The sequence below is a fragment of the Vibrio sp. 10N genome (assembly GCF_036245475.1).
Taxonomy (GTDB): domain Bacteria; phylum Pseudomonadota; class Gammaproteobacteria; order Enterobacterales; family Vibrionaceae; genus Vibrio.
The window spans coordinates 1,742,161-1,755,911 of record NZ_BTPM01000001.1 but is presented as its reverse complement, the minus strand read 5'-3'; the positions used below and the strand labels follow the sequence as shown (position 1 = coordinate 1,755,911).

Here is a 13,751-nt window from a genome sequence, read left to right as displayed (position 1 = left end):
TTAATCTAACAATAATACTTCAGTTTCAGTGGGGAATGTGACTCGGCCTTGAACCATCCAAGCTTGGTCGTGTGGTTGAAGCTCCACAAACCATGGACCTTGAACATCGTGATCAAGTGTTAGTCGGTAGATACCTTTAGCATCTGCAGTGAGAAGCTTTTCGAAATCACGATCAGGCAACGTACGATGAGTAAATGTGGCAGTAAGAGCAGGGAAGTGTGGTAGTTGACCTTTTTGGAACGCAATCAAAATCGTATCGCCAGAAGACGACACAGCTGCGTTGAGCCCAAGCTCTCTCGCAACGTTTATCTTGGTTAAATCAACATTTATCCCTTTTCCTTTTTTATAGTAATCCTCGGCAACTAAGTTAACTTGGTTGTCCATCAATAGCGAAATTCGATAACCAGTTCCGATCACGACAGATAGAGGCAACGCGATTAGAAACCACGGCCAAAATTGTTTATACCAAGGCTTTACCATAAAAAAGTTCTCAACAGCTGACTAAGAAAGAAATTATAATTTATCTAGAAAAGACAGCCCCTTACAAGGGGCTGTTATTGAAATGTTACTTATTTGTCGGAATTACTTAGGCTCCAAACGTACGCTGATACTAGCTGTACTTTTTCTTCACCTAGGATGTCTTTCCATGCTGGCATCACACCCGAACGACCATTCATAACGGTTTCCGTTACAGCCGCGCGAGAATCGCCAAATAACCATACTTGGTCGGTAAGATCTGGTGCACCAACGGCAGGGTTACCCTTACCATCAGTACCGTGACACGCTGCACAAACCACGAAGCGAGCTTTACCTGCTTCTGCTTCACGAGCATTCACTTTACGGCCTGATAGGCTTAGCGTGTAGCTTACGACTTCACGTACACCATCTTCGCCAAGAGCGTCTTTCCACGCTGGCATCTGACCGATACGACCTTGCATAACAGTAGTAACGATAGCCTCTGGCTCGCCGCCGTATAGCCATGCATTATCTGTTAGGTTAGGGAAGCCAGTTTGACCGCGAGCATCCGAACCGTGACATTGAGAACAGTTTTGTAGGAACAAACGTTGACCTACTTTAATAGCTTCACTGTCAGCTGCGATTTCTGGGATAGGGCGTAGTGCACCATCCGAAGTCTTCGCAAGGCGGTTAAATGCTTCACCGAAGTAGGCATCTGCATCATCAAGTTCTTTTGCGTACTGTACAAGTGTTTTGTTTTCTTGTGCTGCCGCAATGGATGCTTTTGACTCTTCTAGTGAGCGTACTGTTTGGTCCGAACTCTGCCAACCTAGTAAACCTTTGTAGTTACCCAAGCCTGGGTACATCGCAAGGTAAATAGCGGCAAAGATAAACGTACCGACAAACAAATAAGTCCACCACTTTGGTAGCGGGTTGTTTAGCTCACGAATACCATCGTATTCGTGCCCCATATCCTCGCCTTCTTCGACACCCATTTTGTCGCGAACACACCAATATAGGATAGCTGCACAACCAACCAGCGTACCGACTGTGATGACAATAATCCATAGACTCCAGAATGTAGTCATTACTTAGTCACTCCTTTTTCTTCGGAGGTAGCTTTTTGTTCGTCGGCAAACACTAGGTTTGCATCTTCTTCGAAGCGTGCTTTGCGGCTTTTGCCAAAGGCCCACCACACAACACCAATGAAGCTTGCGAACAAAATTATGGTCCAAATACTGTGAATAGTACCGATATCCATAAGCCCCTCCTTATTTCATCGCGTGGCCTAAAGATTGAAGATAAGCAATGATGGCATCCATCTCTGTTTTACCTTCTACGTCTTTAGCAGCGTTTGCGATTTGCTCGTCCGTGTATGGAACACCAAATTGGTTGCGGAAGATTTCAAGTTTCTTCTGCGTCAATTTGCCATCCAGTACGTTTTCCTCTAGCCAAGGGAAACCTGGCATGTTTGATTCTGGAACCAACTCACGAGGATCGATTAGGTGAACACGATGCCACTCGTCAGAGTAACGTCCACCAACGCGAGCGAGATCTGGGCCAGTACGCTTAGAACCCCATAGGAATGGGTGTTCCCAAACGCTTTCACCAGCGACAGAGTAGTGACCGTAACGCTCAGTTTCTGAACGGAAAGGACGGATCATCTGGCTGTGACATACGTTACAACCTTCGCGAATGTAGATATCGCGACCTTCCATTTCCAGTGCACTGTACGCACGAAGATTTTTCACAGGCTCAGTGGTTTGCTTTTGGAAAATCAATGGTGTGATTTCCACAAGTGCACCCAAACTGATTGCGAACACGATTAAGATAGCCAGTAAGCCAACGTTACGTTCAACGACTTCATGGCGATTGTTAGAGTTTGAGCTCATCTTTAATCTCCTTAAGCCGGTTGAGGAGCAGCTTTTAAGCTACCTTTAGTGGCAGTGACTGTCTTATACGTGTTGTATGCCATTAAGAACATACCCGCTAAGAAGATGAAGCCACCAACAAAACGAACGAAGTAGAACGGGTAAGACGCTTGTACAGATTCAACGAAGCTGTAGGTTAGCGTACCGTCCGAGTTCACTGCACGCCACATCAGACCTTGCATTACACCTGAAATCCACATCGCAACGATGTACAGAACTGTACCGATAGTTGCTAGCCAGAAGTGGGTGTTGATAAGGCCGACAGAGTACATACGCTCTTGACCGAATAGGCGAGGTACTAGGTGGTACACAGAACCGATAGATACCATCGCAACCCAACCCAGTGCACCTGAGTGTACGTGACCAATTGTCCAGTCTGTGTAGTGAGACAGTGCGTTAACTGTCTTAATAGACATCATCGGGCCTTCGAACGTCGACATACCGTAGAACGATAGTGAAACGATCAAGAAACGAAGAATAGGGTCGTAGCGCAGCTTATGCCAAGCACCAGACAGCGTCATGATACCGTTGATCATACCACCCCAAGAAGGAGCGAATAGAACCAAAGACATCACCATACCCAGTGACTGAGTCCAGTCTGGTAGAGCTGTATAGTGTAGGTGGTGAGGACCAGCCCAAATATACAGAGAGACAAGCGCCCAGAAGTGAACGATCGATAGACGGTAAGAGTAAACAGGACGTTCAGCTTGCTTTGGTACGAAGTAGTACATCATACCCAAGAAACCGGCTGTAAGAAGGAATCCTACCGCGTTGTGGCCGTACCACCATTGAACCATCGCATCGACGGCACCTGAGTAGACGGAGTAAGATTTACCCATCGAAACAGGAATTGCCATACTGTTCACAATGTGAAGTACCGCAACGGTGATGATGAATGCACCAAAGAACCAGTTCGCTACATAGATATGTGACGTTTTACGCTTGATGAGCGTTCCGAAGAACACAATAGCGTAAGACACCCATACCACTGCAATAGCGATATCGATTGGCCATTCTAATTCTGCGTATTCTTTACCTGAGGTGAAACCCAAAGGTAGAGTAATTGCAGCGGCTAATATAATTGCTTGCCATCCCCAAAAGGTGAATGCGACAAGAGGGCCTCCAAATAATCTCGTTTGACAGGTACGCTGCACAACATAATAAGACGTTGCAAACAGAGCACTGGTACCAAACGCAAAGATTACCGCATTAGTATGCAAAGGACGTAAACGACTGTACGTCAACCACGGCGTATCAAAGTTGAGCTGTGGCCAAACTAATTGAGCGGCAATCAAAACACCTACTGCCATACCAACAATACCCCATAAAATCGTCACTAATGTGAACTGGCGTACGACGGTATAGTTGTAGACTTGTTCAAGCTGCTTTTCTTGGCTCATTAACATGCTTCCAATTTTCTAATTAACTACACTTTACTTCCAACACGACACATGTCGTAATGCTACCCAACCCATCAAAAGAACTAACGTTGAATCAAAACGTTACTTCTCTTGCCGGATTTAACAAAAAGTAGCATTTTCAAGCGACAATAATACTTCAATTAACAAATCAAGAACAGGGTAGTAACCTTACACTTGGTCTGGTTTATGACCATTTATTTCAAAACTTTGAAGTTTGTTACACGGAGAACTCGTCACAATGGCAGCACAGAAGCTAACAAAAGCAAGGCTTGTACAAATAATCATCATGATGTCGGTGCTAATTGCCGCATTTAGTTACCGTACGATGACGCACGATGTGACCAATACGGTAGATTGTTCAGTTAACGAACAATGTGAGTTGAAAGTGGGAGAGGAAAACATCACATTTTTGTATCAATCTTCGACAAAGGTGCTGAACGTCACAAAATCGGAACTTTTAACATTTAAAGTTCAGAATATGGATGATGTGTTAATGAAATCGGTTAAACAATCGACAGTTGATGGGGTTGAAGCGCCGGTGAACATCACAGTAACGTCGTCATCAGGCGAATCAAGACAAGTTGTTATCCGTTAGTTTCGGAAAGTGCCTACGATATCACCCCATAGCGTTCATTACTTTATCTGGCAGACCGAAGTACTTTTGATTGCCGTCAGGTTCAAGCAATAGGCAATGTGTAGAGCTAGTGATGAGCGCAGGATCCATCGTCGTGTATACCACCGTTTTATCTTTTAACGCGCCAGTGAAGAGCTGATTCAAATACCCCGCGTGCTCTGCCTCACATCCTACAAACGGTTCATCAATAATGAATAAGTTCTGGGACATATCGCCAAGGCCAATCGCTATTTTCAGTTTTTGAATGACACCGCTAGGGAGGTTCTTCAATACATCGGTATTTAAGTGACTATCCAGACCATCTCTAAACCATTTAGAAAGCTCGAGAAGGTTAAAGGTATAGTACATCTGTACTTCGGAAATCACGCCATTATGCAGAACATAGTTCGACCGAATAGAACCCTCAAAAAGGTGCATATCAAACGGAATGAAGTTAATCGCCTTTCTGTAGCGATAGTTGTTGAACTGTTTGATATTGTAGCCATCGATATAGACCGCACCTTGATAACGCTCTTCAAGGCCGGCAATGATCATCAGAAGTGTAGTCTTTCCACTCCCAGCAGGGCCTGAAATGGCGGTTTTACTTCCGGGCATGAGCTTAAAACCTAAATTAGTGAGCCCTGTTTGAGCACCCTGGTATCGATGTGTGATGCCACTACCCACCACTTCACCAACGAACTTACGAATAGGTGGACTTTTCTCTAGCGATGTCTTGTCGTCGTTAAGTGACATTAATGCGTTGATCTGAGCGGCTGAAGATTTAATGGTTTGAAACTTGGTAATGGAGTTATATATGCCCATGATGGGACCAAGTGCTTTCCAAACCAAAATAACCGTCGCTAACATAGCGCCGGCATCAGAGTTGCCATCCATCACCGTTATCACGGCGGTAACAATCGAAGCCGTACCGATTGCCTGAATTAAGCCGCCACCAATCGCTTGAATTTTACTGTTGGTCATTGCAACGTGTGCAGCGTCATTCGAGCTCTGTTCGTGTGATGCATTAAATCGCGATTGAATAACGCGAAGAAGAGGCAGTCCCTGAATGGTATTGATACCGCGAAGTAGTTCGTTCCATTGATAGGAGACCATGGCATTCGCTCTAGAGCTGTTGGCCGTTGCTTGAGAATAGATATAGCGCGAATAAATACAGAATACGATCATTAAGAAGATGCCGGCTAAGACCGTAAGCGCCGCGTATCCTGAGAGAATGGTCACCGCTAAAATGAAGATAACGATAAACGGCATGTCGAAGTAACTCAGTGTCGCTTCGGCTGTGACGAGCTTTCTGAACTGATCGATATCTTTTAAACGCGCCAACTGAGAAGATACTCCAGCAGAAGACGTCATTGAGTAGGGCAACCACAATAACTTTGCTATCACATTGCGAGAGATGTGCACGGCCAAATCTTGCCCAGAAGTGGCGAGAATATTCATCCTAACCTTTTTAACGGCATATTCAGCAAATCCTAAAAAGACAGCAAACAGGGTTAGCCAATACAAGGTAGAAACAGAACTAGAAGCGAGAGCGAAGTTATAAACGCTCATGATAAAGAATGGCTGCAAAGCACCAAAGATATTGATAACTAGAGAGAGAAAAATCAGGCTTTTAAACTCATCGTTATAGCGATAGAACGCGTACTTGATCCAATTAGATTTGTCTTGTGACTCCGGTGGCGGTTCTCGAAACAGCTTAGAATACTCAGAGATAACGGTTATTGAGTATGTGGCATTAACCAATGTCACCGTGACACTATTATTGTTCTTGTAATCAAATAACGTAGCCACGCCATCGCGCACGGACAGAAGTATTGCTTCGAGCTTATCTAGCTCGATAAAGCACGGTAAATGTAACCCCTCTGTTTGGGCAAGCTCGGCTTTTTCATATTTAGTAGTGCGGCATTGATAACCTAGTCTTGTTAACGTCGCCTCAAAACCGTCGGAATCTGATTCCCCTGGCATAAAGGCATCGGATAGGAGTTCAGGCGTTCCTTCCCATTCCATAGCGATAAGCGTATAGGCCAGTCCCCGGAGTAAAGGGGAGCCTTGGTAGCGCTCCTGAAACTGCTCGGACTCAAAGTCGGAGAGTCGTTGTCCGATGTTGTTGAAGTCGACAAGAATACTCATGCAGCCACCTCTTCACCGGTTAAACGAATCGATTTGAGCCCATACTTTCTGCTGTCGAGCTTGTTACTGACAATAATTAGGAATTGCTGGTTTGCTTTGGGTATAAGTGTTGAAACCACTCGTTCGCCAAACGCGTTGTCAAAAACAGCGTCGATGTCGTCTAGCACCAGTAATTTTTTTTGGCTTAGCATCGCCCTCACAATTAAGAGAGCGTATTGAACTTGCCTCGAAACAGGCGCGTTTTTGTGTCCGGTAAGTTGAGTGTAGAACCCGTCGGTAAGCGCATCGATCTCATGTTTGATGCCAAGGTTCTTGCAAATAGTAAACGCAGCGCTGTTCAGGATGGGCCTGAAACAGGTTAGGTTATCGATAATGGTTCCTTCTACGAAAGTACTGTTTCCATCGATTCTGTGTACGGCCTCACGCCAGGTGTGATAGTGAACATCATGAAGCGGTTTATGGTTAATGTAGATTTCTGATTTTTCACATTCAACATCTCGAGTGAGACAACGAGTGATGTGGCTCTTGCCACTGCCAGAGAGTCCTCGAATAACCGTGGGTCTACCCAATGCGAACTCGATTCGTTGTCCCGTGGAGAGTTTTACTTCAATGAGATTACCGATATCTTGATCAATTGGAGCGGGGAGTGATTCATCCTGAGTTTCAACCAGCGCAATATCACGTTGCTGCTTGTATTCCAATTCTAATAACTCAGACACTTTCTCAATGTGCAGCTTGTTAAGCTTCCAGCGACCGATCGTACGCATAACCTGTTGGTACGGTGCAAAATATCGGTTAGTCAGCATAATGATGGCAGCCATAACGCCTTGGCTTGCAGACAAATTAATAACCGATGTTGCAAGCAGCACGACAACGCAGGCAATAGATAGCTGCTGAATGAGTGCTAGAACAAGGTTAAATTCAGACTCTAGGTTTTCATACTCGATATTTTTGCGTTCTCGCTCCTTAACCATATCGGTCATTAAGCTTTCTAATCGATATTCCATAGTGCGGCTTTTGTTGTCGAGAGGACTTGAAACAATCTCGATGATTTTGGAATTAGTAAGACCTTCGATCTCTGATTTTTCCTCGAGCGTCACAATCTTTTTACTGGAAATACGTAGCGCGGCGACATAAAGAATGATTGAAGCCACGACCAGCGTTAGACCCGCACCCACATTAATAAGGCCAATAATAATGATGGTTATCACACTCACCACAGCGTTGATGACCGCTCGAACGGTTTCTCCTCCAAAGAAGCTTTTGATTTCAGGAATGGTAGAGATACGCTCTAAGTACTGACCAGGTTCGAGTTGATTAAACTTGTTTATTTCAGCTAAACACACCGACTTAAACACACGGTTGGTCAAATCGGTTTCAAAGTCCTTCATCAGCGTCGACGTAATCACTTCTTCTTGTTTTTTGAGCAGGTAATCAAGATAGATAGCAACAAGGATAATGGCGAATAGTAGAGAGAGGGTATCTTTAGCTTGGTTGGGCAGCACACGGTCGAAGATAATCAAGATTGAAAAGGGTAAGACCAAAGCAAATAGAGTCGACATGATGGTCGAAAAGGTGAGATACACCGTATCGGCAAATGTGATTCGTTGGGAGAAATGCTCACTACTCATCGACCCGTCCTGTTGCTGCTCGCTGTTGAAAGAAAAGTGCTTATAATTTTCAGTTTTTTAAATGCTCAGGTATTACGTCCATATCACGTATGCTGGATTCGTTGACCATTAAGGCCATGATTTTTTCTATGCTCAGCGGGGACAAATTACCCACTGTTTTATCAAGTCGAATAGACTCAATAACATAATCGTATTTTGCGCTCTCATAATCTCGAATAGCACTAAACAACTTGCTCTCTGCAGCCAGTAAGTCAGTGAGGGTGCGCGTACCCAAATCGTAAGCCCTCTTAATTCCATTGTAGGAAGAATAATTGGCGCGAATAATATTTTCGAAGGTGAAAATCGATTGAGAGAGATCGTTGATGTTGAGAATCGAGGTTTCTAGGTCATTTTTGACCGTGTTACGCGTATCGAGAAGCAGCAGCTCATTGCGCTCAATGGTTTTTTCATTCTTCTTATAAGCATAGTAGTCCGAGCCACCGGTCGTAATTGGAACAGTTAAGGTAAGCCCAAGAGACTTAGAGTCGCTAATCCCGGTCGCACCGGGTGTGGTAATTGGGTCGAAATTGTTGGTGTCGTCATGACGATAACTGGCACTTGCAGATAGGCTTGGCGCAAAATTTGATCCCGTTTCTTTGAGTGTTCTAAAGCTTCGCTCTAGTGTTTTTTCAGAGACAATGATGTCGTTGTTGTACTGCATCGCCTGCTCAAGTAGATCGCCGCCTCGCTCAAACGTAATTTCTGACAATATCAGGCTACGCTCGATATCTTGAGTTGGAATGACTGGGTATTGTGTAAGTAACTCCAGTGTATTGAGAATCACATCTTTGTCCTTACCGAGGGTTCTCAAGCGATTGGCTATCCCTTCTTTTTGAGCCACCACCTCATAAAGCTCACTCGCAGCAACATTACCAAGCTCCACATTACGTTGCATTTGTTTGAGTCTCGCGAGTGATGAATCTAACTCAGCTTTAGTAGCGCGAGTTTGAGCGCCGTTTTTCAAGTATTCGAAGTACTGAATGGCAATCCCTTGAATGATCTCCTGAGTTTTGTTTTCGTTTTTAATTTCTTCAATGTTGAAGTCCAGTTTTGCCGTTCCGTACTTGTAGATATCTGCAAGATTAAACAAACTTTGACTAAGAGAGACACTGTAGCCATGATCATTGTAGCTATTCGTGGTGTCATCGGCATTACTGAGAACGGTGCGGTTTCCACTCCAAGTACTCGTCGCATTGGCTGAAATGGTAGGGAGAAATTTAGATCGGCTTACATCGATGTTGTAGGCATTTTCTTCAACACCTTTGCGACTCGCGATAAGCGATACATTGTTGTTCAAACCAATCTGTACCGCCTCCAGCAAGGTTAATGCTTGAGAAGGAAAGCTAACAACGATAAAAGCACAACTAACTAATCTTCTGATAGGCCACATATTTTTTGATCACCTTGAGAATTTCATCGCTTTTGTAAGGCTTGCTGATTACGTAATCCATACCGGCTTCGATACACGCTTTGTGTTCTGCGACACTGGTCAATGCGGTTGCACCGATGATCGTCGAAGGAATGGTAATATCGTTTTCTTTTTCGTGTTCACGTATTAGGCGAGTAGCCTGTATGCCGCCCATACCCGGCATAATACAGTCCATAAAGATGATGTCGGCGCGCTGTTTCTTAACCCATTCGACCGCTTCTGAACCATCACCCACGGTATCGGCGTTGTATTCTTGTTTCATCAAAATACGCTTGAGCAGGAACTGTTGTACCTTGTCATCTTCAACAATTAAGAATGAGCTATTCTCTAAGGTCTCCTCAACCGATTCCGCTTCCAATGCTTCACGCAAATGAGGAATAAATTCGTGCGGCAAGATAGGACTGAAAAAGACTTTGTCGACGAACTCATGAGTGATTTGAGCCAGTTCGGAGGTGCTCGACATCAAAAACAGCTTAGTGCCGGTAGGTTTTAAACGTTTGCTCAGCGTTTTACTGAAAGGCGCGATTTGGATACCTTCAATGGCATCTGTGATGATGACGCCGTCTACTTTCTCTTCTGCTGGGTTTAGACGGAACAGCTCATTGGGATCTTCGCAGACGGTAAACTTGGCACCATTCATAGTGAGCACATTGGTCAATATCTCCAGCGACAACATGCCAGAGCTACAAACGATAAGATTCTTACCTTCTAATGCACTTGAGTTAGGGGCGAAGTAGCTTTGAGCCTCAAGATCCACTTCTACTTGGAAGCGTCGCTGTTTACCAGATTCAAACCATTTAGAACTAAAATGACCCACATTCCCAAGGATTGATTTTGTCCATTCATCATTGCTTCCCATAGAGTCGGCACGTTCAGACCAATGCAGGGAATCAACTTTAGCCATTTTAACGTTCGTGTTGGTAAGAAAAGTAAGTGACAATGTAACTCTTGAGCGATCGACATCGAGACCATTACCAGTCTCTACTTTAAATAACACGTTTCTTTCGGTTTGAATTTGTAAAGCGTTTGATAGCTTTAGGAAAAGCATCCAAAACAGGCTGGTTTGATGACCAAGCACCATAGCAGGCACACTTCCGATGAATGCACACTCGAGTGTTAGGTTCTCACGCTGGAGTTTTGACTTCATGTGGATAGTCAGCTCAGAGACCACATCTAAAAAAGAAAACGCGCTACTGCTTTTGTCTCGCCCTTGAGAGAGCAGTCGATTGTAGTTTTCAGCAAGTTCAGAGAGGGTATTGGCTGCAGAAGTAATATCCTGAGCGAGAACCGCTGTGTTCTCATCTGCATCTTGTACAAGATAATGAATACCGCCCTTTATGGTATTGGTTATCCCGCGAATTTCATAACCGATAAGCCCGTAGAGCTGTTGATTTAAGTCGGCATCTTGCTGCTGCTTATCCACCTTTTCGTGGAGCAATCTCAACTTGGAATAAATGCTACGCTCAATGGGGTCAATCTCTGTCGTACTAAGGATCTCTTCAATTTTTGATGAGTCTAGTCCATCCAAGCGCTCAGCGAGAGACTCAAAACTCTGATTCACAGAACGGCGATCACGAACCGTTTTCTTCAGTCTATTCCAGCCTCCAAGAACGACAGCAATGGCAATAATGGCCAGCATAGGAAAAATGACAACAATAATGTTTACAGAAGAGCGAATATCCTCAACAACTTGTTTGTGTTCAACAAAGAACAGATCGTCAAATCGGTTGCGGATCTCTACATAGTTGTTGCTGAGGGTTGTACGTAGTAGATAGTAGTCTTCACTCTGAGGTGAGTCTGTTGCGAAGTATCGATTGATCGCCAGCTGCACGTTACTGTATTCCACAGCACCAACTAAACTGACTTGCTTTTTGTCTAATGCGGCGAGCGCTTTGAAGGCCGCCATTTGATTCATTAATGACTTAGCGTGTTGGCTAACGTCATTACACTCACCATTTTGAAGACACACATCTAAGGTAATAATTGTAGATTCAAGTGCTGTGTTCAGCTTCTCAGTTTGAGCAATAAGCGGAGTAGTGAAGGCACTTTCTTTAGGAGCGGCTGTGTAGTATTGATAAGCAAACCAGAGACCAATAGCCGAAAGGCATAGTAAAACTACTATGCCTAATTTGATCACTGGGAAGCTGTATACTTTATACCGCGGCTTCATGGTTTAACGCTCGTCAAATGCATCTTCAATAGCCGACATAACGGGTTTTGCCGCGTACTCTATGACGCGTCTATCACCGGTTTTTATATCTGCCGTAAACTCCATAAATGGTGAGAGACTGTACTTAGTCCCGGAACGTTCAAGAAAATCATGCTCAATCGTAATTTTCGCTAAATAGTACTCCGTTTCTTCCTCCTCATAAGAGGAGCGACTGATCGAGGAAATTTTGCCAGGCATAAAGCCGTACTTGGCAAAATTGTAGGTATCGAACTTCAGTTTTACTTCCTGTCCAACTTCAACAAAACCCATCTCTTTACGAGGGATCTTCGCTTCACCGTGTAAGGTATTATTTAACGGTGCAATATCGGCAATACTTTCGCCTGGAGGCACCACCGCGGAGCGAAAATTAAAATGCACCTTATCAACAACGCCATCAACGGGAGAATAAACAACAAGACGATTCACCTTATCCGTATGCTGAGGTTGCTGTATTCGTTTAATATCGAGATCTTTATTGGCTTGAATTATTTGTGCTTGATACTCCGCGTTCCTATTTACAATCAGATCGTTAAGCTGCTTTTCTAACCTTAGCAGCTGAAAATCTTCATTCATGAGAGATTCATCGAGGTTTTCGATTTCCCTTACCATATTAGACTCTTGAACCTGCATATTTAGAACATCTACATAAGAGGCCATTTCTTCGTTGTACAGCGTTTGCTTAATTTCAAGCTGTTTACGAATTAACTTAAGCTGGTTAAGAGAACTGACGCGCCTTTTCTTCATCGACGCAATGAGGCGATCTTTGTGTTCGATATCATGTTTGATCAATGCTTCCGCAGAGACATTTTTAGCGTTCTCTTTACGCCATGTATCCTGATTCACCCGCACGAGATCCGGAAAGTCGGAATAGGGTGTATAGTCGGGTTCTTTCTGAGCGATTAAACCCAAGTAACGGAGCCTATCGAGTTCAAGCTGCGCTATCTCAGCATTCATTGTCGAAAGCTGTGAGTTTCTCTCAATGGCTCTGAGCCGAGCGATTGGCTGACCCTCATAAACAATGTCCCCTGGTTTGACGAGCATTGAATCGAGTATTCCTCCTTCAAGATGCTGAACTTTCTCTATATCTGATTCGAGTAAAAGCTCACCCCTTGATGAAACGACAATATCGATACGAGCTTGAGACGCAATGCCAAGCAGAATCAGAATGATAAAGAAAGTCAAAAGAAGGGTTTTGTGAACGGTTGTCATTGCACTCTTTATTTCAACTGCTTCAACGTAATCAGACTCGGATTTATCCGTATTTTGAATCAAGGCATTTCTAATGTGATGCTCGATGTTACTTTTACTCACAACCGCCTCCCAGACAACAACCTAAACTATAGTATTAAATATACGTGATAACAGCGTCTTAGGTTTAGATTGCACAAATATCACTACAACTAATAGCTAAGTATATTAATGGTCATTTTTCAAAAAAAATTCCTTGTTAATCTGTAGTTTGTGCATAGTTGTGTCGATTATTATTTTCGTTCCGCATTATTTTCTATTCTGTCATCTAAACTTTTTGCTATTTTTTGGTGAAAATCGCCTTGTCTTTCGTGTTTGTTGTCCTTTACTGCGTTCTAGGAAGTGTCTGATTTTAAAAGCTGACAACGCGACGGAGGCAACATGGCTGACAACAACGAAAACAACCCCCTCAATGATGCGGTCGAACAAGTAGAAACCGGTAATGATGGTACGGAGCAGCAACAGGCTCAACAGAACCAACAAAACACGATAGCGACAACCATAGCAACGGGCGCTGATGCAGCCGATGCTGCTGATGACGCTAACCAAGCAATGGAAGATGATCCCAGCGGTGCCGGTACATCCAGTGAAGGCGATGATACTGGTGGTGCCCAATCGGCTCAGCC

At 44.1% G+C, this 13,751-nt stretch carries 11 protein-coding genes; 1 reads left to right on the top strand and 10 read right to left on the bottom strand.

Annotation, left to right across the window (positions count from 1 at the left end):
• The 5 genes from AAA946_RS08065 to ccoN form a co-directional block, all read right to left on the bottom strand.
• Positions 1-480, bottom strand: a complete 480-nt coding sequence (locus tag AAA946_RS08065; protein ID WP_338164392.1) for a FixH family protein — start codon at positions 478-480, stop codon at positions 1-3.
• 89 nt (positions 481-569) lie between these two features.
• Positions 570-1,544 (bottom strand): cytochrome-c oxidase, cbb3-type subunit III, encoded by a 975-nt coding sequence (gene ccoP, locus AAA946_RS08060; protein ID WP_338164391.1) that lies wholly within the window; start codon positions 1,542-1,544, stop codon positions 570-572.
• Entirely contained in the window at positions 1,544-1,717 is a 174-nt protein-coding gene (locus AAA946_RS08055; RefSeq protein WP_338164390.1) for a cbb3-type cytochrome oxidase subunit 3, read from the bottom strand. The genes ccoP and AAA946_RS08055 overlap by 1 nt, the downstream gene beginning before the upstream one ends.
• Positions 1,718-1,727: 10 nt before the next feature.
• On the bottom strand, positions 1,728-2,348 hold the full coding sequence (gene ccoO / locus AAA946_RS08050) for a cytochrome-c oxidase, cbb3-type subunit II (RefSeq protein ID WP_103879746.1): 621 nt from the start codon (positions 2,346-2,348) through the stop codon (positions 1,728-1,730).
• An 11-nt stretch (positions 2,349-2,359) separates the two neighbouring features.
• Positions 2,360-3,787 carry a cytochrome-c oxidase, cbb3-type subunit I gene (gene ccoN / locus AAA946_RS08045; RefSeq protein ID WP_338164389.1) on the bottom strand — a complete coding sequence of 476 codons (1,428 nt, stop codon included), beginning with the start codon at positions 3,785-3,787 and terminating at the stop codon, positions 2,360-2,362.
• Between the two features lie 259 nt (positions 3,788-4,046).
• Between ccoN and AAA946_RS08040 the strand changes: the two genes are divergently transcribed.
• Positions 4,047-4,403, top strand: coding sequence for a hypothetical protein (locus tag AAA946_RS08040; RefSeq protein ID WP_338164388.1), 357 nt, complete (start codon positions 4,047-4,049; stop codon positions 4,401-4,403).
• A 21-nt stretch (positions 4,404-4,424) separates the two neighbouring features.
• Here the strand turns inward: AAA946_RS08040 and AAA946_RS08035 are convergent, their stop codons facing one another.
• From AAA946_RS08035 to AAA946_RS08015, 5 genes are read right to left on the bottom strand one after another with little or no spacing between them, the layout of a single operon-like run.
• Positions 4,425-6,569, bottom strand: coding sequence for an ATP-binding cassette domain-containing protein (locus tag AAA946_RS08035; RefSeq protein ID WP_338164387.1), 2,145 nt, complete (start codon positions 6,567-6,569; stop codon positions 4,425-4,427).
• Positions 6,566-8,200: an ATP-binding cassette domain-containing protein gene (locus AAA946_RS08030; RefSeq protein ID WP_338164386.1), complete on the bottom strand. Its 1,635-nt coding sequence runs from the start codon at positions 8,198-8,200 to the stop codon at positions 6,566-6,568. Before AAA946_RS08030 ends, AAA946_RS08035 begins: the two co-directional genes overlap by 4 nt.
• A gap of 49 nt (positions 8,201-8,249) precedes the next feature.
• On the bottom strand, positions 8,250-9,629 hold the full coding sequence (locus AAA946_RS08025; RefSeq protein WP_338164385.1) for a TolC family protein: 1,380 nt from the start codon (positions 9,627-9,629) through the stop codon (positions 8,250-8,252).
• Positions 9,604-11,838 (bottom strand): ATP-binding response regulator, encoded by a 2,235-nt coding sequence (locus tag AAA946_RS08020; RefSeq protein ID WP_338164384.1) that lies wholly within the window; start codon positions 11,836-11,838, stop codon positions 9,604-9,606. The genes AAA946_RS08025 and AAA946_RS08020 overlap by 26 nt, the downstream gene beginning before the upstream one ends.
• A 3-nt stretch (positions 11,839-11,841) precedes the next feature.
• Positions 11,842-13,188, bottom strand: coding sequence for an HlyD family type I secretion periplasmic adaptor subunit (locus AAA946_RS08015; RefSeq protein ID WP_338164383.1), 1,347 nt, complete (start codon positions 13,186-13,188; stop codon positions 11,842-11,844).
• Positions 13,189-13,751 lie beyond the last annotated feature (563 nt).